This window comes from Rhizobium sp. BT04, from assembly GCF_030053135.1.
In the GTDB taxonomy this organism is placed as follows: domain Bacteria; phylum Pseudomonadota; class Alphaproteobacteria; order Rhizobiales; family Rhizobiaceae; genus Rhizobium; species Rhizobium binxianense.
In genome coordinates this window covers 3,364,607-3,388,434 of record NZ_CP125652.1, presented here as the reverse complement: position 1 = coordinate 3,388,434, position 23,828 = coordinate 3,364,607, and the positions used below count along the sequence as shown (strand labels likewise).

23 protein-coding genes and 2 pseudogenes are annotated in these 23,828 nt (G+C 58.9%); 8 read left to right on the top strand and 17 right to left on the bottom strand.

Going from position 1 to position 23,828, the window contains the following annotated elements; translation table 11 throughout:
• Positions 1 to 28 precede the first annotated feature (28 nt).
• Positions 29 to 580 (bottom strand): annotated as a pseudogene (locus tag QMO82_RS24760) (Lrp/AsnC family transcriptional regulator).
• A gap of 25 nt (positions 581 to 605) precedes the next feature.
• Here QMO82_RS24760 and QMO82_RS24755 point away from each other — a divergent pair.
• Positions 606 to 992 carry a RidA family protein gene (locus tag QMO82_RS24755; RefSeq protein WP_183605412.1) on the top strand — a complete coding sequence of 129 codons (387 nt, stop codon included), beginning with the start codon at positions 606 to 608 and terminating at the stop codon, positions 990 to 992.
• Positions 993 to 1,036: 44 nt separating this feature from the next.
• Here the strand turns inward: QMO82_RS24755 and QMO82_RS24750 are convergent, their stop codons facing one another.
• The gene (locus tag QMO82_RS24750) at positions 1,037 to 1,744 is read right to left on the bottom strand and encodes a glutathione S-transferase family protein (protein WP_183605411.1); all 708 of its coding nucleotides are present in this window, start codon (positions 1,742 to 1,744) and stop codon (positions 1,037 to 1,039) included.
• 114 nt (positions 1,745 to 1,858) lie between these two features.
• Between QMO82_RS24750 and QMO82_RS24745 the strand changes: the two genes are divergently transcribed.
• On the top strand, positions 1,859 to 2,752 hold the full coding sequence (locus QMO82_RS24745) for a LysR substrate-binding domain-containing protein (RefSeq protein ID WP_183605410.1): 894 nt from the start codon (positions 1,859 to 1,861) through the stop codon (positions 2,750 to 2,752).
• 3 nt (positions 2,753 to 2,755) lie between these two features.
• On the opposite strand, the gene QMO82_RS24740 is transcribed toward QMO82_RS24745, so the two are convergent.
• Entirely contained in the window at positions 2,756 to 4,339 is a 1,584-nt protein-coding gene (locus tag QMO82_RS24740; RefSeq protein WP_183605409.1) for a peptide chain release factor 3, read from the bottom strand.
• Positions 4,340 to 4,429: 90 nt separating this feature from the next.
• Between QMO82_RS24740 and dut the strand changes: the two genes are divergently transcribed.
• Positions 4,430 to 4,900 (top strand): dUTP diphosphatase, encoded by a 471-nt coding sequence (gene dut, locus QMO82_RS24735; RefSeq protein WP_183605408.1) that lies wholly within the window; start codon positions 4,430 to 4,432, stop codon positions 4,898 to 4,900.
• 40 nt (positions 4,901 to 4,940) lie between these two features.
• A complete protein-coding gene (locus QMO82_RS24730; protein ID WP_246718158.1) occupies positions 4,941 to 5,753 on the top strand; it encodes a hypothetical protein in 813 nt (270 codons plus the stop codon).
• Between the two features lie 71 nt (positions 5,754 to 5,824).
• On the opposite strand, the gene QMO82_RS24725 is transcribed toward QMO82_RS24730, so the two are convergent.
• Positions 5,825 to 6,289 (bottom strand): Lrp/AsnC family transcriptional regulator, encoded by a 465-nt coding sequence (locus tag QMO82_RS24725; RefSeq protein ID WP_183605407.1) that lies wholly within the window; start codon positions 6,287 to 6,289, stop codon positions 5,825 to 5,827.
• A 112-nt stretch (positions 6,290 to 6,401) separates the two neighbouring features.
• Here QMO82_RS24725 and QMO82_RS24720 point away from each other — a divergent pair, with 112 nt between their 5' ends.
• Positions 6,402 to 7,304, top strand: a complete 903-nt coding sequence (locus QMO82_RS24720; protein ID WP_183605406.1) for a DMT family transporter — start codon at positions 6,402 to 6,404, stop codon at positions 7,302 to 7,304.
• Between the two features lie 34 nt (positions 7,305 to 7,338).
• Here QMO82_RS24720 and QMO82_RS24715 read toward each other — a convergent pair whose 3' ends face one another.
• The gene (locus QMO82_RS24715; RefSeq protein WP_183605405.1) at positions 7,339 to 7,857 is read right to left on the bottom strand and encodes a Dps family protein; all 519 of its coding nucleotides are present in this window, start codon (positions 7,855 to 7,857) and stop codon (positions 7,339 to 7,341) included.
• Positions 7,858 to 8,089: 232 nt separating this feature from the next.
• On the opposite strand from QMO82_RS24715, the gene QMO82_RS24710 reads away from it, so the two are divergent.
• Together QMO82_RS24710 and cysK are read left to right on the top strand one after the other, a co-directional pair.
• A complete protein-coding gene (locus QMO82_RS24710) occupies positions 8,090 to 8,707 on the top strand; it encodes a LysE family translocator (RefSeq protein WP_183605404.1) in 618 nt (205 codons plus the stop codon).
• A 145-nt stretch (positions 8,708 to 8,852) separates the two neighbouring features.
• On the top strand, positions 8,853 to 9,815 hold the full coding sequence (gene cysK, locus QMO82_RS24705; RefSeq protein ID WP_183605403.1) for a cysteine synthase A: 963 nt from the start codon (positions 8,853 to 8,855) through the stop codon (positions 9,813 to 9,815).
• Positions 9,816 to 10,142: 327 nt separating this feature from the next.
• Here the strand turns inward: cysK and QMO82_RS24700 are convergent, their stop codons facing one another.
• The 11 genes and pseudogenes from QMO82_RS24700 to QMO82_RS24650 form a co-directional block, all read right to left on the bottom strand.
• A complete protein-coding gene (locus QMO82_RS24700) occupies positions 10,143 to 11,171 on the bottom strand; it encodes a reverse transcriptase family protein (RefSeq protein WP_183605402.1) in 1,029 nt (342 codons plus the stop codon).
• A 156-nt stretch (positions 11,172 to 11,327) separates the two neighbouring features.
• Positions 11,328 to 11,648, bottom strand: coding sequence for a hypothetical protein (locus tag QMO82_RS24695; protein WP_183605401.1), 321 nt, complete (start codon positions 11,646 to 11,648; stop codon positions 11,328 to 11,330).
• 4 nt (positions 11,649 to 11,652) lie between these two features.
• A complete protein-coding gene (locus QMO82_RS24690; RefSeq protein WP_183631810.1) occupies positions 11,653 to 12,519 on the bottom strand; it encodes a hypothetical protein in 867 nt (288 codons plus the stop codon).
• Between the two features lie 236 nt (positions 12,520 to 12,755).
• The gene (locus tag QMO82_RS24685) at positions 12,756 to 14,018 is read right to left on the bottom strand and encodes a hypothetical protein (RefSeq protein ID WP_183605399.1); all 1,263 of its coding nucleotides are present in this window, start codon (positions 14,016 to 14,018) and stop codon (positions 12,756 to 12,758) included.
• A gap of 1 nt (position 14,019) precedes the next feature.
• The gene (locus QMO82_RS24680) at positions 14,020 to 14,727 is read right to left on the bottom strand and encodes a lysozyme (protein WP_183605398.1); all 708 of its coding nucleotides are present in this window, start codon (positions 14,725 to 14,727) and stop codon (positions 14,020 to 14,022) included.
• Between the two features lie 155 nt (positions 14,728 to 14,882).
• A pseudogene (locus QMO82_RS24675) lies at positions 14,883 to 15,206 on the bottom strand (ATP-binding protein); the annotation flags it as partial.
• Positions 15,207 to 15,350: 144 nt separating this feature from the next.
• Positions 15,351 to 16,883, bottom strand: coding sequence for a YifB family Mg chelatase-like AAA ATPase (locus QMO82_RS24670; RefSeq protein WP_183605397.1), 1,533 nt, complete (start codon positions 16,881 to 16,883; stop codon positions 15,351 to 15,353).
• 175 nt (positions 16,884 to 17,058) lie between these two features.
• A complete protein-coding gene (gene gshB, locus QMO82_RS24665) occupies positions 17,059 to 18,006 on the bottom strand; it encodes a glutathione synthase (protein WP_183605396.1) in 948 nt (315 codons plus the stop codon).
• Between the two features lie 84 nt (positions 18,007 to 18,090).
• Positions 18,091 to 19,125 carry an ABC transporter permease gene (locus QMO82_RS24660; protein WP_183605395.1) on the bottom strand — a complete coding sequence of 345 codons (1,035 nt, stop codon included), beginning with the start codon at positions 19,123 to 19,125 and terminating at the stop codon, positions 18,091 to 18,093.
• Positions 19,109 to 20,644: a sugar ABC transporter ATP-binding protein gene (locus QMO82_RS24655; RefSeq protein WP_183605394.1), complete on the bottom strand. Its 1,536-nt coding sequence runs from the start codon at positions 20,642 to 20,644 to the stop codon at positions 19,109 to 19,111. Before QMO82_RS24655 ends, QMO82_RS24660 begins: the two co-directional genes overlap by 17 nt.
• Positions 20,645 to 20,780: 136 nt before the next feature.
• A complete protein-coding gene (locus tag QMO82_RS24650; protein ID WP_183605393.1) occupies positions 20,781 to 21,764 on the bottom strand; it encodes a sugar ABC transporter substrate-binding protein in 984 nt (327 codons plus the stop codon).
• A 335-nt stretch (positions 21,765 to 22,099) separates the two neighbouring features.
• Between QMO82_RS24650 and QMO82_RS24645 the strand changes: the two genes are divergently transcribed.
• Entirely contained in the window at positions 22,100 to 23,134 is a 1,035-nt protein-coding gene (locus QMO82_RS24645) for a LacI family DNA-binding transcriptional regulator (RefSeq protein ID WP_183605392.1), read from the top strand.
• A gap of 148 nt (positions 23,135 to 23,282) precedes the next feature.
• Here QMO82_RS24645 and QMO82_RS24640 read toward each other — a convergent pair whose 3' ends face one another.
• Positions 23,283 to 23,786 (bottom strand): cupin domain-containing protein, encoded by a 504-nt coding sequence (locus QMO82_RS24640; RefSeq protein WP_183605391.1) that lies wholly within the window; start codon positions 23,784 to 23,786, stop codon positions 23,283 to 23,285.
• Between the last annotated feature and the right edge of the window lie 42 nt (positions 23,787 to 23,828).

The window sequence follows — 23,828 nt, the reverse complement described above, 5'->3', positions numbered from 1 at the left end:
TCTGGACTCGGCAACGTTCGCCCCCAGCCTATTCCGGCAAAGGCATATCCGGCCAGCTCTCGGTGAAGCCGGCCTGCACGGGACGCTCCAAATAGGTGGAAAGCGCGATGTAGCTGCGGGTGCCGGTGACGCCGGGAACGGCATGGATCTGCGCCAGAAAAGCCTCCAAGGCCTGCGGGCTGGCGGTGCGGACCTTGAAGAGAACGCTCGCGTCGCCCGCGACCGAATGCATCTCCTCGACCTCGGGAAACTGCAAGACCTGCATCAACCGCTCGCTCTTGCCCCAGCCGGCCGCTTCCACATGCACGAAAGCAAGCAGCGGTTTGCCAAGCGCCGCACCGTCCAGCGCAGCATGCACGCCTTTGATCGCGCCGGATTGTCTGAGGCGGCGCGCACACGCTCATGCACGGCCGGCGTAACTCTGGCCGCTGTCGGCGGCGAGTGCCGCTAATATTTTTCGGTCGAAGACATCAATGGCCGGCTGCTGCGGGTGCCTCTGCCGAAGATCCTCTGTATTTTTAGCCACTCGGTAAACTCCTCTTCCTGCCGAAAAATAATCGCCGATACTGGCATTTTTCAACAGAATTCGGCGGAAGGGAAATCTCATGGAGATGATCGAGCGCAGTCCGGAAAGCGGGATCTATGCGGCGAGCCCCGACTACATCCACGCGCTGGAGGTCAGGCATCCCACGCGGCTGCTCTTCGTCAGCGGCACGATGGGTCTCGGTGCAGAGGGAATGGCGGCACCTGATCTGGAAGGACAGCTGGAGCTTATCTGGTCCAATCTGCGCGCCATCCTCGCTTCGGCTGACATGACCGTGGACAATATCGTCCGGCTGACGAGCTATCTGCGCGACGGCGCCTTTGTGGAGGCGAACCAGAATGCCCGTCTTCGCGCACTTGGCGGCCGCGCCGTCCCGACCACGGCCATCATCGTCGAAACGCTGCGCAACGACTGGCTCGTCGAGATCGAGATCATCGCTGCCGGATGACGGCAGATTGGCCATCGCACCCAAAGGCGCGATGGCCATAATTTTCAGGCCGCCTGTTTCAACAGGCCGAGGGCCTCGGCCAGATCGACCTCACCGAGGAAACCGCCGCTGCTTTTCGCCTCCTGCCGATGCTCGATCGCATGGGCAAAACGCACGGCCGGCTGCTGCTGCATGCGCTCATAGAGGCGGTGCAGGCCGGGAAACTGCCGGCGGTCGACGACCTTGTGAAAATCGTTCCAGCGGGCGATGCCGACGAAATAGGCATCGGCCAGGCTCGGCCCGTGGCCGAGAAGCCATTCGCGGCCGGCAAGCAGACGCTCCAGCGTATGATGCGCTTTTTCGACCCCAGCGATGCCATAGGCCGTGAGGGCCTGTTTCTGCTGCGGCTCCAGCGGATGTTCGAACGCATACCAGAGCGGACCGAAGGCCTTGAAGTAGGTGGTATTGAGAAAGGCCAGCATCTGGTTCAGCCGATCGAAATCCGCCGACCCCTGCGCAAAACCCAGGCCGGTGCCGATCGCGCGGGCGCCGATATGGTGGAGGATCGCCATGCTTTCGCTGATCGTCCTGCCATCTTCGAGCAGCAGCGACGGGGTTTCGCCGACTGCATTGATCCTGATGTAGTCGTCGGAGGAGACCATTTCCGGCATCGCGACGCGGCAAAGCCGATAAGGCAGACCGGACCATTCCAGCGCGACGATCGAGCCGAAGGAGCAGCCTTCCGGCACGCCGTAAAACAATATGGGTGACATCAATCGTTCCTTTCAGAATCGAACTCTTTTGGACGTGATCAATGTGCTGATGTGGACGATCCTGCGGTAGAGGCTATAAATGCATCGCAATGTCTACATTTGTGGAAGATGGTCATGGCGCCTTTCAACCTCAACGATCTTCATCTCTTCGTCCAGGCCGTCGACAGCGGCAGTTTTACCGCCGCCGCCAGACATCTCGGCATTCCGAAATCGACCGTCAGCAAGCGGGTTGCCGAGCTGGAGGGGCGCCTCGGCGTCCGGCTGATCCAGCGCACGTCGCGCAGCTTCGCGCTGACCGAGCTCGGCCGGGAATTTTTTCAGCATGCCCAGGCCTCGATCATCGAGGCGGAAATGGCCGAAGGCATCGTGCGGCGACATCTGGCTGAACCGGCCGGCAGCGTTCGCCTCACCGCCTCGGTGCCGACGGCGCAGTTCACCCTGACGGAACATCTGCCGGCGCTGGCAGCGCGATATCCGAAGCTTCGGCTCTCCGTTCACGTAACGGACCGCTTCGTCGATATCGTGCAGGAAGGCTTCGATATCGCGCTGCGCAGCCACCGCGGGCCGCTGCCGGATTCGGCGCTGGTGCAGCGGAAGCTCGCCAGCCACCCTTTCCTCGTTCTGGCTTCGCCGGATTATATCAGTACGCACGGACAACCGCGCCGGCCGGAGGAGCTGGTCGAGCACGCAACGATCATGACCAGCCTGACGGAGAACCAGTGGCGGCTCACCTCCGATGACGGCGATGAGGCACTCGTGACACTGCAATCCGTCATGGCGGCGGATGAGCCCTATGTCCTGATGGAAACGGCCGCTGCCGGGCTTGGCATTACCTGCCTGCCGACATCCGTCTGCCGGAAGGCGCTGGCAGATGGGCGGCTGGTGCGGGTGCTGCCGGAATGGACGGCCGGCAGCATCGAGACGACGATCCTTATGCCGCACCGGCGCGGCCAGCTGCCGGCGGTGCGCGCCGTCGTCGATTTCCTGGCCGAGCGGCTCGGCGGTTAGCTATCACGCCGCCTTGGCGGCGTGATATTCCTTGATCGCGACCATCTTGATTGCCGGATAACGCTCGGACTCGTAACGCAGCGAGAAGCCGTCCTGGGCGAGGAAGACCGGATCGCCGTCGAGGTCGCGGGCGATATCGCCGCGCTTGACGGTGAGGAATTTTTCCAGATCGGCGGGCTGATCGGCCGAGATCCAGCGGCAGACGGAGAAACGCGACATTTCGAAGGAGACCGGCAGGCCGTATTCGGCCATCAGCCGCTCCTTCAACACGTCGAGCTGCAGGGCGCCGACGACGCCGACGATTGCCGGCGAGCCGTCTTCCGGCGAAAACAGCTGGACGACGCCCTCTTCGGCCATCTGCTGCAGAGCTTCCTTGAGCTTCTTCGCCTTCATCGCGTCTTCCAGGCGCACCCGGCGCAGGATCTCCGGCGAGAAGTTCGGCACACCCTGGAAGACCAGCGATTCACCCTCGGTCAGCGTATCGCCGATGCGGAGCGTGCCGTGGTTGGGAATGCCGACGACGTCGCCGGCATAGGCGGTGTCGGCGAGCTGGCGCTGCGACGCGAAGAAGAATTGCGGCGCCGTCAGGCCGAGCTGCTTGCCGGTGCGGGCAAGCCTTGCCTTCATGCCGCGCTCGAGCTTGCCGGAGCAGATGCGGGCAAAGGCGATGCGGTCGCGGTGGTTGGGATCCATATTGGCCTGGATCTTGAAGACGAAGGCCGTCATCTTGTCGTCGGTGGCGTGCACCGTCCTGGTATCGGCGACCTGGTCACGCGGCGGCGGCGCAAACTCGCCGAGCGCGTTGATGAGGTCGCGAACGCCGTAATTGCGCAGCGCCGAACCGAAGAAGACCGGCGTCATGTGGCCTTCCAGGAAGGCTTGGCGGTCGAACGGACGGCAGGCCTCGATCGCCAATTCCGTCTCCTCGACGAAGGCCTGGCGTTCGTTTTCCGGCAGTCTGCCGGCCACGCTCTGCGGGCCGTTTACCGGCGTTCCCTCGACTTCGGTATCCGATCCGCGCACGGTGTTGGCGGCAATATTGTAGGAGCCGCAGAAGGTCTTCGAGCGGCCGATCGGCCAGGTGATCGGCGCCGTATCCAGCGCCAGCTTCTCTTCCACCTCGTCGAGGATCTCGAAGGGATCGCGGCTTTCGCGGTCCATCTTGTTGATGAAGGTGATGATCGGGATATCGCGCATGCGGCAAACTTCGAAAAGCTTCAGCGTGCGCGGCTCGATACCCTTGGCGGCATCGATGACCATGACCGCGGCATCGACGGCCGTCAGCGTGCGATAGGTGTCGTCGGCGAAATCCTCGTGACCCGGCGTGTCGAGGATATTGAAGACATTGTCGTTATATTCAAAGGTCATCACCGAGGTGACGACCGAGATGCCGCGTTCGCGCTCGATCTTCATCCAGTCCGAGCGCGTCTGCATGCGATCCTTCTTCGCCTTGACTTCGCCGGCAAGCTGAATGGCGCCGCCGAACAGCAGCAGCTTTTCGGTGAGCGTCGTCTTGCCCGCGTCCGGGTGGGCGATAATAGCGAATGTGCGGCGGCGGGAGACCGCCTCGGCGAGACTTTCGGCCATAATGTGAATCCTGTGGAATTGCCGCTTAACTAGCGACTAAAGGCCGGCTTTGCAATTGACCTTGCCCTTCCACGCGCAAAGTAATGGGCCATGACCATTCATCACGATATCAGACCGACGCTGAACCTCATCCGCTTGGCCAACGGCGAAGGCCTCGACCTGCCTGCCTATGAAAGCAAGGGAGCGGCCGGTATGGACCTGCGCGCCGCCGTCGACGAGGCGGCCCCGCTGACACTTCTGCCCGGCAAGCGGGCGCTGGTGCCGACCGGCTTCATCTTCGAAATCCCGGAAGGTTTCGAAGGACAGGTGCGACCGCGCTCCGGCCTTGCCTTCAAGAACGGCATCACCTGCCTGAATACGCCCGGCACCGTCGACAGCGACTATCGCGGTGAAGTGAAGGTGCTGCTTATCAATCTCGGCGAAGAGCCCTTCATCATCGAGCGCGGCATGCGCATCGCCCAGATGGTGATCGCGCCGGTGACGCAGGCACGGGTGGCGGAGATCCCCGAAGCCAGCGAAACGGCGCGCGGCGCAGGCGGCTTCGGCTCCACCGGTGTGTGATTGGCCAATTAGACCATTCAAGCCATTGGTCGGTTGATGAATGGCAGGAACAGCATTCTCGGGGGAACTTATGCGATTTAAGGGCGCGACATGGCGCGTGATTGCAATGCTGGCTGCAGCACTCGTTGCGACACCGACGCTTGCGATCGATTCAACAAAGCTTCAGTCGATTCGCTCTTCGTTGTCTGTGGAAGAGATCGTCGCATTTGCAATGGCGAAATCGACGGTGCCGATTCTCGACATCGACAAAACAATCGAGATCAACATCGTCCTCAATGCAAAGGGTATGGAGAGGAGCGATATTCAATCTTTTCAGATTGAGCTTTTGCGCGTCTTCTCTGCGATCAGCGCTTACGCGGAGATCAGTATCAATCTCAATGCCAGTAGATCCATAGATTACTCGTCTGCGGTGCCATATGTGCCTTTCGGTGATCAGAACCAGCCGTCAAATACGCAGACATTCGACGTATTCATCGATCGTGATGTACTGAAACTGGCAAAATTGGGCCAAATAGCAGTTCACGATATAGACACCCTCCGAAGCACGTCGGACGCGTCGACATGCTATCGCGAGAGCCGGATAGGAAATCCGGTTGTCAATGTGCTCGTCGACCGCAACATCAATCCGGTGGGCTGCCTGTATGGAGTTCTGCTGCAAACGATTGGACTTAAAGATGCTTTTGGCCGAGATGCTGCGACTTTCAATCCCGGAAGAATTCCCGGGTTTAGGATCAACGCTGAAATGGCGGCGGCATATGCAATTCGTGAGTGTCAGTCTCTCATCGATGAAAAAAATCCGTTTGAAAAATGCCTGCGGGATGTTCTGGACGGCGGCAAATCAGAAACTCGTTAGGCGACGCCAGCACGAAGTCTCCCCTTTTCAGTATCGTCGGTGGCGACTTCAGAGGCGGCCCGGACGTCCGTCTATTTCCGGCGGGACAGCGGCGGCAGGCGTCGTTTGACGGGTGAGGCTTTGATCATCGAGGTGTTGGTCTCCGCCCTTTCGGCAACCCGGTCGAGGAGGCCGTCCAGTTCCGACATCGAGCGGATGACCAGGCGGGCGATGAAGCAATCCTCGCCCGTCACCTTGTCGCATTCGACGATTTCAGGAATGTCCTGGATGATGCGCTCGACGATGTGCAGCTGTCCCGGCAGCGGGCGCACACGCACGATCGCCTGCAGGGGATAACCGACGGCGGCGGGATCGAGATCGATGGTGAAGGCCTTGATGACGCCGCGTTCCTCCAGCCGGCGCAGGCGCTCGGCGGCACTCGGCGAGGAGAGGCCGACCTCTTGCGCCAACTCCTTCAGCGAGATCCGGGCATTGCCGGCCAGCGCCTCCAGAATGGCCTGATCGATTTCGTCGAACGATTGCACGTCATTAGCCACGGCTACCTATTTCCCTCTTATGATTAGGCGATATCGGCCATCTTCCTTTTTATCATTATATAAAATCGTCTCCCGCCGCAATATTCTCATGTCTTCGAAAGCGGAGGTTATCATGGGCAGCGACATCAGACGGGGCACAGTGGAAATGACGGCAGCGATGCTGATCTCGGGGACGATCGGCTGGTTCGTCGTCATGTCGGGCCAGCCTGTCAGCGGCGTGGTCTTCTGGCGCTGCCTGTTCGGCGCGCTCACCTTGCTGGTCATCTGCGGTGCTCTCGGGCTGCTACGGCCCGGCATCATCACGTTGCGCGCCTTCGGCATCGCCATTTTTGGCGGCGTCGCCATCGTCTTGAACTGGCTCTTGCTGTTTGCCTCCTATTCACATGCGACGATTTCGATCGCGACGACGGTTTATAACACCCAGCCTTTCATGCTGCTGGTGCTCGGCGCGCTCTTTCTCGGCGAGAAGATCACCGCCACCAAGCTGTTCTGGCTGACACTTTCCTTCGCCGGCATGATTGCCATCGTCGAGGCAAAACCGGAGACAGGCGGGGCGGCATCGGAGGGTTACGGCCTCGGCATCCTGATGGCGCTCGGTGCCGCTTTCTTCTACGCGCTCGCAGCCCTTGCCGCGAAATGGCTGAAAGGCACGCCGCCGCATCTGATCGCGCTCATCCAGGTCGCCACCGGCATGCTGATGCTGGCCCCGATGACCGACTTTTCCCATCCGCCGCAGGATGTCGGGGGCTGGGCAATCCTCGTCACCGTTGGCGTCGTCCATACCGGGCTGATGTATGTGCTGCTCTACGGCGCGATCCAGCGGCTGCCGACACATCTCACCGGCGCGCTGTCCTTCATCTACCCGATCGCGGCGATCCTCGTCGACCGGCTGGCCTTCGGCCATGCGCTGCAGCCGATGCAGATATTAGGTGCGGCAATCATCTTGCTTGCCGCCGCCGGGATGAATCTCGGCTGGACGCCGCGCTGGCTGCGGCCGCGGGCGGTGGAGAGCTGAGAACCGGGCGCTCTGACACGCCCGGTTGCCGACATTACCTCTGCGGGCGCGTCGTTTCGAACAGGAACCAGGTGCGGCGCTCGCCCTCGTCGATCCAGTTCTCGATCAGGCTGGCCGTTGCGACATCATTATGCTCGTCGCAGAGGTCATGCACCTCGCGCAGCAGCGAAACGAGCTGCGCATTGTCCTCGCGCAGTTCCGACAGCATGTCCTCCGGCGTGACGAAATCCGCGTCATTGTCGGCAATGCGCTGCTGGCGGGCGATTTGGCCGATGGAGCGCAGCGTCGTGCCGCCGATCTTGCGGGCACGCTCGGCAATGTCGTCGGTCATCGCGAAGATCTGCTCGGCCTGTTCGTCGAGCAGCAGATGATAGTCGCGAAAATGCGGGCCGGACATGTGCCAGTGGAAATTCTTGGTCTTCACGTAAAGCGTAAAGACATCGATGAGCAGCGCGGTCAGCGCCGCCGAAATATCGGTGATGGCGTTGGCCGACAGGCTGGACGGCGTCTTGAGGGGCGAAAGCCTGCGGGTTTCGGCTGAGCTAGGGGACATCCATTCTCTCCTTGGTGATGAAAATCGCTACAGCGCCGCGCTCCTCTTCGAGAAGCGCGCAGGACGCCGAGGGCGCGTGCAGAGAGAAAACTAGCAAGGCCGGATCGCTTTCCAAGTGGATCATGGTTCAGCGGACCTATTCCTGATGCTTATGGACTGATCAGCGTCGAAGCATTGATGAAGCTTCAACACGCGATATAGAGAGGTTCAGCCAATCCAGTGGATATGAAAGGTGAGCCTCACCGCCCTGATCGCCTATGCCGGAGCGCTGTTCATCGCCGCGGCCATTCCGGGACCCGGGATCACCGCGATCGTCGCCCGCGCGCTCGGCTCGAATTTCCGCGAGACCTTCTTCATGGGTCTCGGCCTGGTGCTCGGCGACATGACCTATCTCACCGCGGTCATTCTCGGCCTTGCCTTCGTGGCGCAGACCTTCACCGAGGTGTTCGTCGCCATCAAGATCGCCGGCGCCCTCTATCTCGGCTACATCGCCTGGAAACTCTGGACGGCGGGACTGCTGCCGCAGGATATCGCCGCGAAGAAATCCAGCAATATCGGCCTATCCTTCCTCTCCGGCCTGCTGGTGACGCTCGGCAATCCGAAGACGATGCTGTTTTATGTCGCCCTTGCGCCGACGCTGATCGATATCGGCAATATCGGGCTGCGTGACTACGCGCTGCTGCTCACTGTAACCTTCGTGGTGCTGATCATCGTGCTGGTGCCCTATATGCTGCTTGCCTCGCGGGCCAGGACGATGCTGAAAAAGCCGCGCGCCTTGCAGGTGCTGAACCGGGTTGCATCAGGCATCCTCGCCGGCACGGCGGCCTTCATCGCCACGCGGGCTGCCTGAAATAAACATTCGGCAAGAAACGGTTTCCAAAGGTTTTTTTCTCTCCTGATCGTGCCTGCAGGGCGAACGCGCTCTGGCCTAGACCGGGCTTTGACCCTATTCTCCCCCTCGATTCCAGGGTCAGGATTTCAAAGGGAGAACACCCATGTCGCACAAGCCCGGCCGCGGCCGCATCTATTCCTCGATCACCGAGACCATCGGCGATACGCCGCTCGTGCGCTTCGACAAGCTGGCGCGGGAAAAGGGCGTCGTCGCCAACCTGATCGGCAAGCTCGAATTCTTCAACCCGATCGCCTCGGTCAAGGATCGCATCGGCGTGGCGATGATCGAAAGCCTCGAAGCGCAGGGCAAGATCACCCCCGGCAAGACGGTGCTGATCGAGCCGACCTCCGGCAACACCGGTATCGCGCTTGCCTTTGCCGCCGCCGCCAAAGGTTATCGGCTGATCCTCACCATGCCGGAAACGATGTCGGTCGAGCGCCGCAAGATGCTGGCGCTGCTCGGCGCCGAGCTGGTGCTGACCGAGGGACCGAAGGGCATGAAGGGCGCCATCGCCAAGGCCGAGGAACTGGCGTCCTCCCTTCCCGATGCCGTCATTCCGCAGCAGTTCGAAAACCCGGCCAATCCCGAGATCCACCGCAAGACGACGGCCGAGGAAATCTGGAACGATACCGACGGCACGGTCGATATCGTCGTCTCCGGCATCGGCACCGGCGGCACGATCACCGGCGTCGGACAGGTGCTGAAGAGCCGCAAGCCCGAGATCAAGATCATCGCCGTCGAACCCGCCGACTCGCCGATCCTCTCCGGCGGCAACCCCGGCCCGCACAAGATCCAAGGCATCGGCGCCGGCTTCGCGCCAAAAATCCTCGATACCGGCATCTATGACGAGGTCGTCACCGTCACCAACGATGAAGCCTTCGAACAGGCGCGCCTGGTTGCCAGGCTCGAAGGCGTGCCGGTCGGCATCTCCTCGGGTGCTGCGCTGACCGCCGCCATCAAGGTCGGCATCCGCCCCGAGAATGCCGGCAAGAACATCGTCATCATCATCCCGTCCTTTGCCGAGCGTTATCTGTCGACGGTGCTGTTCGAGGGGCTTGGCAGCTGAGGCAAGGCTTGGTCGGGGCTTTCCTGGCGCTCTATATGCAAGACGGCGCGCGGCGCACCGTCTTGCAGTTGTCACCTACTCGAACCGCAGAGCCTCTTATTGCAGTCGGATGAAAGCTCCGCAGCAGATCAGGCATCCGTCGGATGAGATCGGCGGCGGAGATGGCCGACACATCGATGCGAGGTAATCCGCCTCCGGAGTCGACTCACGCGATGGAGAGGGGCCATCTCGCAGCTCTGCCACTTTCCGACGGAGCACAGAAGCGCGTTATAGCAACGCGTCGGATTCGAAGAGTTTAAGAACAAATATTCTTATACCTCTCTTTGTCTAAAGGACTTTTTTCAGTTCTTTCAGGTAGCGCATATCTTCAAGGAAATGAGGTTCCTTCGTCACGAAAAAAGCGAAGTTCAACCTTCCCATCAGCCGATCTACGTAGTTTGGACTACTGTTATTGGTCTTTCGAAGATGCCCATTTATTCCAAATTTTCTGATATAATACATTTCTTGGCGAATATTTTTCCGATCTATTCGAAGAACATTTAGACGCTCATTTACGACAATACCCGTTACGTATTTGCGGGCGCCTGGGCCAGAGTACGATGTTTTCTTTTGATTTATTTCTAATCCATATTTTTTCAGTTCGGATCGGATGAAAGGGATCAGTGACTTCACCCGATCATCAGATGCGCTGAAGGCCATGTCGTCGGCATATCTTGTGTAAAAAATATCGTTTTGGACGCAATGCTCAAACACGGTGTGATCGAATTCCCGCATCACCAAATTCGAGAGCATCGGGCTTGTCGGCGCACCTTGCGGCAGGCCGTTATTAAGTGTGCAAAGGCCTGTGAGAAGGCGAGAAACCTGACGAGTATATCCGATCTCAAAAAACATTGTGTATATTGCATGCTCAGTTATATTTGAGAAAAAGTCTTTGATGTCGATCTTCAGCATGAATGGTCGTCGGCGATGAATGACTGCGTTGCCGCGCAGGGTATGATTCTTGCGGAACGCCTTGGCCACTTTATGCGGCTCGACGTCGTTCAGAATCTCACCTGCAATAAATTTTTGCACTGCCTTTAGTGTTGGCAATGGCTCATTCAGCGTTCGAACGCCGCCGTTTTTCTTGGCAATTTTATACTCTCGATAAAAATGCAACGGAGAAGCAGAAACGGAAAATAGAAACTGCTCCGTGTATCCTACTAATTTAGACAGGTGCTGGGTGTCGAGTATCGGCTTGGCTTTATTGTCGGAAATACACTTAATGTACTGCTGTACTACCGCGCCTCTGTCTTCATTTCCGAAATCATCGAATAGATCCAGCTGAACATATTCTTTCGAAAAGCGGAAGTTGAGCATCAAACGTTCCAGTTACTAAATAACCATTACCTTTAGGTATTGCGCCGTAAGGCGCTTCAATGGAAATTACATTTTTCCTCCGTGAAAAATTCATTTCCATTGAATGGGCCTAAAGTACCATCCAATCCAGATCGCCGACTCGCCGATCCTGCGGTCTTACCGCTGGGTTCTAACTCGCTCTCTTATTTGAGTGAACGTTTGATGCTCAATCACATACTGCGCATTTCTGTCCAATTTTTCAACCGCATATTCGGTAAGTTGGGTTAGTAGTTTCGGATCGGGTCGCCTAATTGTCGGGAGTGTCACATTGGGTCCAAGGGCAAACTTCGCCTCGTTCCGAACCAGGCGACCTTCTTTTAGCAGTTGCCGAATTGCTCCGGCAATTTGCACGGCGGTAAAGCCCATTTGCTCGACTGACGAAAGGGAGCCATCGCGAGCAACCGCAACAAGAACCGCATCCTCGATTGATATCGCCATTCTTTCAGCCTCTTGGAAAAATCGCTGGCCATAGCTTTCCATTTTGGTCGTGCTTACACCAAAATATCGGCAAGGTGTTGTTAGGCGTCTTTTTCATGGTTACGAGTGCCTCAGATCGTAAAAATCCGCGACGAAAGTTTCTTCCAACGTCAGCCCTACCTTCGATCCGACCATAAACTTGGAGCGGGTCTATAGCTTGACCTAGGTCCGATGGATCGGACAAAGACCGTGAGAGTTCCACCATTGGAATCGCGGCATAGCAAAAATCGCTAATGCGTTCCCTCGCCTTTGCCATCATCGCTATTGAGTACAAATAGACGTTCGCCGCTTGCAACCCGTAACTCGCTGCGCATTTCTTGACGAACGCGCGAAACTGGGACCCGCTGCCGACAAAGTCATCAACAACGATGATATTGAAGTCTGCTATGCGATCGCCAACGGATTCAAGCGACTCCAGGATCAGCATTTCGGAAAATTTATCATCGTCTAGGAAACGAGTGAGATCGTAGCTGACAGCATGCCCGCTTTTAATTTTGCGATCTTTGTCACTTACCGGAATAATGATAATTGCCTCATCATAAAATAGGCCCTCAATATGCTTTGCAATTTTAAAGCAATATTGGTCATATTCCGTGCACAAGAAATATCTGCGTATAAGAGATTTTAGTAATTCGAACTCTTCGTGATCGTTTACTCGCTCGAATAACTCGAATGTGATGCTGTTTATCATATCTCCCTTGTTGTTTATTAGATCATTCCAGCCTTTTTGCAAAATTATTTCATCAATTTCGTTTAACTGTTCAAGGCTAATGTCCATTATGCGTTCCGGGATTTTGGCTTCAAGAAAATCGACTGGCGAATGAAGTTCCACACTCTGTACCTGCATAGATAGATGCACTATCACCTTACCAAGCAATTGGCGACAGTATCAACCACAGGTATCGAGTGTTCAACAGCCCGTGGATTTTCTCTTCCATGGACTAACCGCATCACGATCCGGCCTTCGTCGACCATCAACATGTTGTCGTCAATTCTATGAAGAAATAACAGCAGCGCAGACTAGGTTATTCCGCTAAGAACTCAAAAAGTTGCGGTCCAGGGTGCTAATTAGCGCGATAAATTCACCAATTCGGAAGGCTCGGCCACCTTAGTCGCCAAGCCGCATTCCCACGTCGTTTTTGACGTCCATTGTTGCTTGCCCTCCGAGGTTTGGAAAGGCTCGTAATGGACATATTTCGTATAGTATCGAGTTAGGGATACTTTTCCTAGCGCGTTGAAATTAATCTTCGTTTCTTGCGTCGTACCTCTTGTCTGACATTTGTTGTCTCGAGAATATTTGCAGTAGTTGGTCTCAAAACGCCGCTCTGTCGCGAGGTCTCTTGAACGCTCTACCGGCCGATCTAAGATGCCGCCCTGCGAGGACTCTAGCGTAGCCCGAAGATGCTCATAATAGGGGCCGCACATGCGTTCGACGTGTGCCTTTTTCTTTCTATTTGCAGGGTCAAGGGTTCCATTGCTGTTGACGTCATATCTAGCTACCGTTTGAAACTCCGCTTTCTTCACATCCTGACCGCCGTTGTAGGTTGTGAAAATCAAAGTCATCTCTTCGCCGAGGACGTCTGTGATATAGAAAAAAGCACCACCATCGTCGTCGGCTGCATACCACTTGCCGCTCGGATACTTCGCCGAAAGATCTCCGACTGAGGCGGTGACCGGTGGCCCTACGTAAGGGAACAGCGGCTTGGCTATCTTCTTTGGAACGACGCTGCCCCCGCAAGTTTCAAATCCTTTTCTTGCCGCGGCAAGGCTTTCATTTCTGTTCGGATACTCATCGTCCTTCACATTTCTTAAACGACTGAGAACATCTTCCAGGCCCGCCCAATCGCCATTCATTCTTGCTACGGCACAACCGGCAAAGCGGTCCGCCTGCGTTTCTTGGACTTTAGTTGAAAGTTTCCTTTGTGCAGTAAAGTGGCGATTAAGGAGGTGACCCAGTTCATGGCCAAAGATAGCAATCGCCTGGGTACGATCATCGCCGATCACTTCCTGGATCCACTTAGGATTGTATATCAGGTACTCCCCCTCAGGCACACCGTCTGAGTCGGAAGACGCATACCACGCGTGGGCTTTCTCTTCGATGTAGCAGGGGACCACGGTGAACCCCTTATCCAAGCCAATTGAAGAAGCGACCTCCTGAACGAGTCGTTCTGCGTCCGTGGCAGCAATCCCGGCTGCAGATCCTTCTGATACCCGTTCTTTGTAATATCGTTTCACACAAGTTTTAGGGTTAGCCAGCGCCGTGCAGGTGAGGCTGAGATAGGCAGCTACCACGATAATGAAGGTCCTCCGGATCCACCAAACGGCCTTCACTTTACTCTCCAACAAAAATATCGATGACTGGACCCGCGCCACTCGCTACACCCAATCCGGCGCAATCAGACCGGTCAAACGTACTATTTTTTCCTGATTGGAGATTTCCTCGAAACAACGCAGCTTCACATGCACGACGATCTTTCAGTCCAGGCAGAACCTTGCCCTTCGCCTTTATCCATCGGCCGAATTGATTCGCAGCTGCGTCAAAATCGCCATCGTTCACCAGTTCAAGCAGCGTTGAATCTGCAAACTTTTCCTTGCCTACGTTAAACGTGAAAGATGCCAAAGCGCTAAATTGCTCATCCGAGAGATCTACTTTCACATATCGCTGGACTGCGATTCTTGCAGTACGCGTATCTTTCTCCAAAAGCGCGGCTCCGGCCCCCTTTGACAGAGGTCTGGCAAACTCACCAAGATCTATACTCGCACAGGCTTGTAGTGCAATAAGATGGCCATAACCGATGGTACAGTAGGCCGCTGGATCATCATAAGCGGACGGATACCATCCCTCGAAGTACTTTATGAGTTCGCTCGCGATAACTAGTATAGGCCTTGCTTCTACTCCTTTTGACGCACCGCGAGGCTCATTGAAATCTTCAACCTGACTTTGCGAAGGGACGTGGCTTAGCTGTACTTGGCTTTCCGCGTGCGCAGATGCGAGGAACAATATTGATAAAGAACTGGAAAGCGAGAATAGCTTAAGCATAGAAGTCCCCAATTTTTTATTAGTTGTTACCAGGAAAACGCGGTTGCGCAATTAAAAAGTGTAGGTTTGTAATGAAAGTGCCGGTAATAGCGCTAAATTTTCGTTGAAAAACTGCCCGTGAAGGCTGATGAAAAAACAGAATAATGCACCTTAAAAAGATTGTGGCCCCCCGGCGTTGCGATCTCAAGCGCGCGCTTGGCGCTTTCCTGGCCCTTGATCTCGGCAAGATCCGGCAGGTTGGCGGCATTGGCGCGGATCGACGGCTCCGGCCTCGACAGCACCTGCGTGCCGCGGAAATGATTGGCAAGGGCAATCAGGCTGCGGGGTGCGAGAATATCGACATCCGCGCATGCCCAGGCGGCTTCGGGGCCGCTTTCGGCGGGGCAGATCAGCCCCTTGCCCAGCGCATTGGCGCCGATCGCGGCCGGCAGATCGAAATGCGAGCCCCCCTTCAGCAGGCCGGCCAGCGCCAGATTGACCAGCTTCGCCGCAGCACCGGGGCCGAACGCTATCTCTCGACGGCGCTGTCCGGGGGCCTCGGTAACTTAGGCAGGGACTCTGGCCGGGGCTATCCCGGTCAAGTCATCTTCGCAGAGAATCGAGCCGCTCGGCGCCCTTATTTCCTACGCCGCAGCCGTCAGCCTTTCGCCGGCGATCCTGTAGGAGATCGCTTCGGCGAGATGGATGCGGCCGACGGTTGGTTTGCCGTCGAGATCGGCGAGCGTGCGGGCGACCTTGAGGACGCGGTGGTAGCCGCGGGCGGAGAATTTCATCTTTTCGGCGGCGTCGCGCAGCAGCTGGAGGCCACTGGCATCGGGCTCGGCCAGTTTCTCGATCATCGCGGTGGAGCAGCGGGCATTGGTGCCGATGCCTTTTGCCCCGGCGCTTTCGAAGCGTTGCTGCTGGATCTCGCGGGCGCGGGCGACGCGGCGGGCGACGTCGGCGCTGCTTTCCGCCGCCATCGGCCGGATCAGATCGGCGGCGGAGACGGCCGGCACGTCGATGCGGATATCGATGCGATCCATCAGCGGGCCGGAGATGCGGGCCTGGTAATCGCTCATGCAGCGCGGGCCGCGGGCGCAGGTATGTCCCGGCTCGCCGGCCATGCCGCAGCGGCAGGGGTTCATCGCCGCGATCAGCTGGAATTTCGCCGGATAGGAGACGCGGTGATTGGCGCGCGCGATGACGCATTCGCCGCCTTCGAGCGGCTGGCGCAGCGCATCGAGCGCCTGCGGCGTGAATTCGGGAAACTCGTCGAGAAACAGCACGCCGTGATGGGCAAGCGAGGCTTCGCCGGGACGGACGCGCAGGCCGCCGCCGACGAGGGCGGCCATGGTGGCGGAATGATGCGGGGTGCGGAAGGGCCGGCGGTCGGAAAGCTTGCCGCCGGAGAGCTGACCGGCGATCGAGTGGACCATCGACACCTCGAGCAGCTCGGCGGCCGAAAGCGGTGGCAGGATCGACGGCAGCCTGGCCGCCAGCATCGACTTGCCGGAACCGGGAGGGCCGACCATCAAGAGATTATGGCCGCCGGCGGCGGCCACTTCGAGTGCGCGCTTGGCGCTTTCCTGGCCCTTGATCTCGGCAAGATCCGGCAGGTTGGCGGCATTGGCGCGGATCGACGGCTCCGGCCTGGATAGGACCTGCGTGCCGCGGAAATGATTGGCAAGGGCAATCAGGCTGCGGGGTGCGAGGATATCGACATCGGCGCCCGCCCAGGCGGCTTCGGCGCCGCTTTCAGCCGGGCAGATCAGCCCCTTGCCGAGCGCATTGGCGCCGATTGCCGCCGGCAGCGCGCCAGATATGGCGGCGATCGTGCCGTCGAGATTGAGCTCGCCGACGACGACAAAATCCGACAGCGCATCGGCGGGAATGGCGCCGAGGGCAGCCATCAAGGCCAGCGCGATCGGCAGATCGAAATGCGAGCCTTCCTTCGGCAGATCGGCAGGCGCCAGATTGACGGTCACCCGCTTTCCCGGCAGCGCCAGGCCGGAGGCGTGAAGGGCTGCCTGCACGCGCTCACGGCTTTCGGCCACCGCCTTGTCGGGCAGGCCGACGATCTGCATGCCGACCTTGCCGGGAGCGACCATGACCTGCACCTCGACCGGCACACCTTCGATGCCCTGAAATGCCACCGTACTGACACGCGCGACCATATGCCCATCCCTTGTCCCGCAAACTCTTATAGCGCCTGCAACCCTTCAGGGCCAGCGGTTGCAATCTGGCACGGAAACAGGACTAAAACAAGAACAATCAAGGAACGCAGTCAGACATACATTGTGACCGGGGTTGTACCCGGTCATAGCAGGCGCGTGGGGTTACGAGCCGAGATCAGCCGCGCTTGCGCTCGATCGCGTCCCAGAGCAGGCTCGCAATATCGGCGCCGCCGAATTTCTTGACCTCGCGAATGCCGGTGGGAGAGGTGACGTTGATCTCGGTCATGTAATCGCCGATCACATCGATGCCGACGAGCAGGAAACCACGCTCGCGCAGCGCCGGGCCGATGCGGGCGCAGATTTCGCTTTCGCGCGCGGTCAACTCGGTCGCCTCGGCGCGGCCGCCGACATGCATGTTGGAGCGGCTGTCATGTTCGGCCGGCACGCGGTTGATGGCGCCGGCGAATTCGCCGTCGACCAGGATGATGCGTTTGTCGCCCTTGCGCACGTCGGGCAGATATTGCTGGGCAATGAAGGGCTCACGGAACAGCTGGCCGAACATCTCGAGCAGCGAGGAGAGGTTGCGGTCGTCGCGGGTCGAATGGAAGACGCCGGCGCCGCCATTGCCGTAGAGTGGCTTCAGGATGATATCGCCCATCTCGTCGCGGAAGCGGCGGATCTCGGCGGCATCCTTGGTGATCAGCGTCTTCGGCATCAGATCGGCAAATTCGGTGACGAAGATCTTCTCCGGCGAATTGCGCACCCAGGCCGGATCGTTGACGACGAGCGTCTTCGGGTGGATGCGCTCAAGCAGATGCGTCGAGGTGATATAGGCCATGTCGAAGGGCGGGTCCTGGCGCAGCAGCACGACATCCATGGTCGAGAGGTCGACGCGCTCGGGCGTGCCGAGTTCGTAGTGATCACCCTTGATGTCGCGCAGCAGCATCGGCTCGACGCTGGCAAAGAGCTTGCCGTCGCGGAAGCTCAGGCGGTCGGGCGTGTAATGGAACAGCCGGTAGCCGCGCGCCTGGGCTTCCAGGCTCATGGCGAAGGTGGAATCACCTGCGATATTGATGCCTTCGACATGGTCCATCTGGACCGCTACATTGGTGATCTTGGCCATTTCCGTCCCTTCCTGACTGCCGGACAGATGTAGGTCGGCCAGGGCTCAAACGCAACGGCCAATCAAGGGCCTACGCACCCCCGACTAACGCGTCTCGAGGATCCGCATCAGCCGGCCGCGATAGCTGTCGAGAATGACGGCGAGCACGATGACGGCGCCGATGACGATCGGCTTGATATTGTCGTCGGCGCCAAGCAGCTGCAATCCCGTCGACAGGACCTGCAGAATGCAGGCGCCGACCAGCGTGCCGATGATCGAGCCTTTGCCGCCAGAGAGGCTGGTGCCGCCGATGATGACGGCGGCGATGGCATTCAGCTCATAGCCGATGCCGGCAACCGGGCTGCCGACATTGAGGCGGAGCAGATAGACCATGGCGGCAATGCCGGCGGTCAGCCCGGAGATGGTGAAGACCGCGATCTTGTATCGTTTCGGCTGGTGCCCGGACAGCCGCACAGCCTCTTCATTGGTGCCGATCGCAAAGACGAAACGGCCGAAGACGGTGTAGCGCAGCACGAACCAGCCGATCAGGACGACGACGATCGCAATCAGGAAGATCGACGGAAAGATGCCCCAGAAGATCAGGTTGCCGAAATCGACGAAGGGCTGCGGCAGGCCTGTGATCGTCGAATTGTCGCTGACCACGCGGGCCAGGCCGCTGGCGACGTTCAGCATGCCGAGAGTGACGATGAAGGACGGCAGTTTCCATTTCTCGCAGATCCAGCCGTTGACGGCGCCGAGGATGGCGCCGGTGCCCATCGAGGCAAAACAGGCGAGAACAATCGCCTGCCATGGCGAAAACGCCGGATTGATCATGATCGTCGCACCGATCACCGTGCAAAGGGCGAGCAGCGAGCCGACCGAGAGATCGATGCCGCCGACGAGAATGACGAAGGTCATGCCCGCAGCCAGCACGGTGTTGATGGCGATCTGCACGAAGATCTTCAGAAAATTCTCCGGCGTCGCGAAATAGGGCGCCGTCGCCGAGAAAAACGCCAGGATCAGGACGAGGGCAATGGCGACACCCGCCTCCTTCATCGAGATCCGGATCAGCTTGTCCCAGACGCTCACCTGTTTCGCCCCAGTTTTCGCCTCAGTCTGTTTTTCAATGTTGGCGGACACGGCTGTACTCCTTGTAGGCGAGCGAAAGGATCCTGCTTTCGTCAAATTGTTCCCGGGCTATTTCACCTGATATCTTGCCGTCGGAGAAGACGATGATGCGATGGCAGATGCCGATCAGCTCCGGCAGATCCGAAGAGACGACCAGGACACCTTTGCCCTCGGCCGCGAACTTCCACAGAAGCTCATAGATTTCGGCCTTGGCGCCGACGTCGATGCCGCGGGTCGGCTCATCGAAAATCAGCACCTTGGGGCCGCGGAACAGCCATTTGGCGATGACGACCTTCTGCTGATTGCCGCCGGAAAAGGTTCGGACGGCCTGATGGATGGACGGGGTCTTGATCCTGAGCTCGCGCACAAGGCGCTGCGCGTGATCATTCTCGGCCTTCCCGATGATCAAGCCGTTGCGGGAGATCTTGTCGAGAGCGGTGATGGTGGCATTTTCGGCGCAGCTCATGTCAAGCATCAAGCCTTGCATCTTGCGGTCTTCTGTCGCCAGGCACAGCCCCGCCGCAACCGCATCCTTGGGCGAATTGATCTCCACCGGCTCGCCGTTCAGCCGAATTTCGCCGGCCGCCTTGACGTCGGCGCCAAACAGGGCGCGAACCGCCTCGGTGCGACCGCTGCCGACGAGGCCGGCAATGCCGACGATCTCCCCCTTTGCCACGGAAAAGGACAGTTCCGGGCTATGTCGCGTCACCTTCAGGCCGGAAACGCCGAGCGCCTCGCCTGAAACAGTGCTGTCGCCTTTGAAAATGCCGTGATCGGAAAGCTTGCGCCCGACCATCAGCTCGACGATCTCAGGGATGCCAAGTCCTGCGAGCGGCCGGGTGATCACGTGCTGGCCGTCGCGGAGCACCGTCACATCGTCACCGACCTCGAAGATCTCCTCCAGCCGGTGCGAGATATAAAGCGTGGTGACGCCACGCTGCTTCAGCCGTTTCAGAATTTCAAAGAGGCGATCGACTTCCTTGGAGGTCAGCGTCGCCGTCGGCTCGTCGAGAACGAGAAGCTTGCTTTCGTAGCAAAGCGCCTTGGCGATCTCGACCAGCTGCAGCTGCGCGACGCTGAGGCGGCTTGCCAGTGTCGTCGGGGCGACGTCGAGGCCGACCTCATCCAGCAGTTCCGCCGCTCTGGCGTTCATCGCCTTGTAGTTCACCAGACCGTATCGGCGCGGCAGATGCTCAAACAGCAGGTTTTCGGCAACCGTCAGGTTGGAAAGCGGGTGCAGCTCCTGGTGAATGACCCGGATGCCCGCCCTGAACGCCTCCAGCGGCGAGGACGGATGATAAGGCTTGCCGTCAAACAGGATATGGCCGTCATCCGGCCTGAAGACGCCGCCGAGCAGATTGATCAGGGTCGATTTTCCGGCGCCATTCTCGCCAAGGAGAACGTGCCCCTTGCCGCGGCCGATCCGCATGGAGACATCCTTGAGCGCCACGACGCCGGGGAAGCGCTTGCCGATCCCCTCCAGCCTCAGAATCTCGTCATCTGCTGTGTCTGACACGGCGACCTCATGCATGGTCTCTTCAAACCCTCGCGCAACGCGCATCGGAGAGGCCCGAAACGAGCCTCACCCGGAGCGATCAACGCGTCAATCGATTGGTGGCGATGGCGTCGGCCGCAGCCGGCGCCACGTTTGCTTTGGGGCAACCCGACTATTTCAGATCGGCTGCCGTGACCAGCTTGACGTCGGTCTTGACCCAGCCGGTGAATTTTTCGCCGGCCAGTTCCCGCAGGCCATAGTCGATGCCCATGACCGCCATCTGCGCGCCATACTGCTCGACTGTCGCAAGCATCTTGCCGTCCTTGATCAGCGGCTGCACCGGCGGGATGTTGTCGAAGCCGACAACCTTGATCTTGCCGGCCTGGCCGGCCGCATCGAGAGCCTTGACGACGCCGAGAGCCATGGAGTCGTTGGCAGCCATCACACCTTGAATATCCTTATACTTCGTCAGGAAATTCGTCATGACGGTGTTGGCTTCTTCCGTCTCCCAATGGGCGGTCTTGCTGTCGAGAAGCTCGAGCTTGCCAGACTTGACGGAATCCACGAAGCCTTCCTTGCGCTCCTTGGCATTGTCGGCCTCGGGGTTGCCCTCGAGGATGACGACCTTGGCGCCGGGGCCGAGATCCTTGGCAAGCGCATCGCCTGCAAGCTTTGCCCCTTCCTTGTTGTCAGGCCCGAAGAAAGCGAGATCGATCCCGGCCTTCTTCTTGGCATCGGCATCGAGCGGTACGTCGATGTTGATGACCTTGACGCCTGATTTCACGGCCTTTGCCAGCGGCGTCGCCATCGCCTTGGAATCGGCCGGCGCAACGACGATGATATCGTATTTCTGGGTAACGAAGTTTTCTACGGCATCGACCTGCGAGGCGAAATCGCGCTCGTCCTTCATGCCGACGGCCTTGAAGTCGAACTTGTCCTTGTTCTCGGCCGCATATTTGTCGGCGCCGGCCTTCATCTGCTTGAAGAACTCATTGGACAAGGATTTCATGATCAGGCCGACCTTCGGCTTGCCGGCCGCAAAGGCGGGCGACACGCCGCAGGACAGCGCAAGCACCAATGTGCCGGCAAGCCCGAGCTTCAAGGCCGCACGGCGCGGCGCACTGATCATGACGGATTCACGCTTAGAATTGGACATTTTTTCCTCCCGAACGGCTCTGGGCTCAGCTCCATCTGAGTTGCCCGCGGCAATGAACCGTTTCCAACGCCATCTGGGTAGCATGCCCTCGGGAATTGTCAAGCGGCCGAAAATGAGACCGGGCAATCTTCCGGATCGCTATATCCGACATATATTGACATGCATGCGATGAACCGTTTCCATAGAGGGCCTTGCCAGACTTGCATGCAAGTTCAGCCGTCGAAATTGCAATACAGCCCTTTGACTAGGGAGCTGAAGACCATTAGCTGAAAGCCTCGATCCGGCGCCCCGTGGGTGTTTTTCGAAGGCGAAGATGAAGGGCCACTGTTTCTGTCATGTCAAAGGTCGGGATTAGGGACGTTGCCAAGCTTGCGGGAGTTTCCACCGGCACCGTTTCGCGGGTTCTGAACGATCATCCCTCGGTTACGAAGGAAGTGCGGGTGCGCGTCGGAGGGATCATCAAAGACCTCGGCTATACGCCCGACCCGTCGGCCAGAAGCATGCGCAGCAAGGTCAGCCGGCTGATCGGCATCGTCATTCCGGATCTGACCAATCCGTTCTTTGCGGAACTTGTCCAATCGGCGGAACAAGCGGCGGCCAATCACGGCTATAACATCATCGTCATGACATCCTTCGATCATGCCGCCAAGGAGGCTGACCGCATCAGTCAGCTGACGAGCCGAAAGGTCGACGGCATCATGCTCGTTCCCAGCAATGATTTCCATCGGATCAAGCCGCCGAAGGGAGTGCCGATCGTCGTCGTCGACCGCCTCATGCCGGGATATTCCGGCATTGCCGCCGATCACCGCAACGGCGTGCGCCTCGGCGTCGAGCATCTTCTGAAGCTCGGCCATCGCCGCATCGGTTTCATCTCGGGGCCCGGGCACTCCGTCCCGGCCAACGATCGCCTCAGGGGCTATCTCGACGCAATGGAACAGGCAGGGGAACAGGCGGGAGAGCAAACGGATGGCGGCACGGCAATGGCCGGGCCACCGCTGATTGCCGAGGCGGCTTTCGACTATGAAAGCGGCCGTTCGGCGGGAAATTACCTTCTGGCGCGCGCCCGCAACGAACGGCCGACGGCGATCTTTGCAAGCTCGGACCAGCAGGCGATCGGCTGCATGCGGGCAGCCCATGATCTGGGGATCCCGGTCCCGGCCGCGCTTTCGATCGTCGGCTTCGACGGCATCCCGCTCGCCAGCATGACGACGCCGCGGCTGACGACGGTGAAGCAGCCGATCCAAGACATGGCCGCAGCGGCAGTCGCCGTTCTCTTGAACAAGCAGACTGCGCCCGAGCTCGACAATCCGATCCTGTTTGCCTGCGAGGTTTTAAAAGGGGAAACGACCGCCCCGCCCCAGCCGGATTAGAGCAATTCCAGGAAAAGTGCGAAGCGGTTTTCCGAGGCAAAGCGCGAAGCGCTTTTGCCGGGAGTTGCGTTAAAACAAAAAGTTGTGGCGGTTCTGCGCTTCCATCAAAAGCTGAACCGCTCGTGCCTCTGAAAATCGAAGCCGATCTTCAGGCGGCGATGCCCTGGTTGCCGCCATTGCGCAGCATGTTACGCAGGCGATAGGCGATCGCCAGGGGCTTCGGGAAGGGCTTGCGGAGGAAAGCGACCTTGCGGACGTAATTGTCGACCCGCCAACTCGCCCAGGTCCCCCCGGCGAAAAAGGCGACGTCGCCGGCGCCGAGGGTGCGTTCGGTGCCGTCCTCGGCGGTGATATGGACCTCGCCCTCGAGGATCATCACGGTCTCGTCCCAGCCGAAATACCAGCGGAATTCGCCCGCCGTGCAATCCCAGATCGCCGTCAGCGACGCCTCGTCATGGCCGCGCGAATGTTCGGCGGTGCGCGCCTGCGGATCGCCGCTGACGATCCAGTCCGGATTGATCGGCGTCGACTTCAACGGCAGCAGGTCGCTTGCATGGGCGATGAAGGATTTGGCGGCCGGCTTCACCACGGCATAAGGCACCGAGCGCGCGGCCATGGCGACCGCACTTGCAAGCATCAGCTTCCAGGCCATGAAACAATCCCCAATTGTTATCCCTGCCGAGGGCGTAGCAGA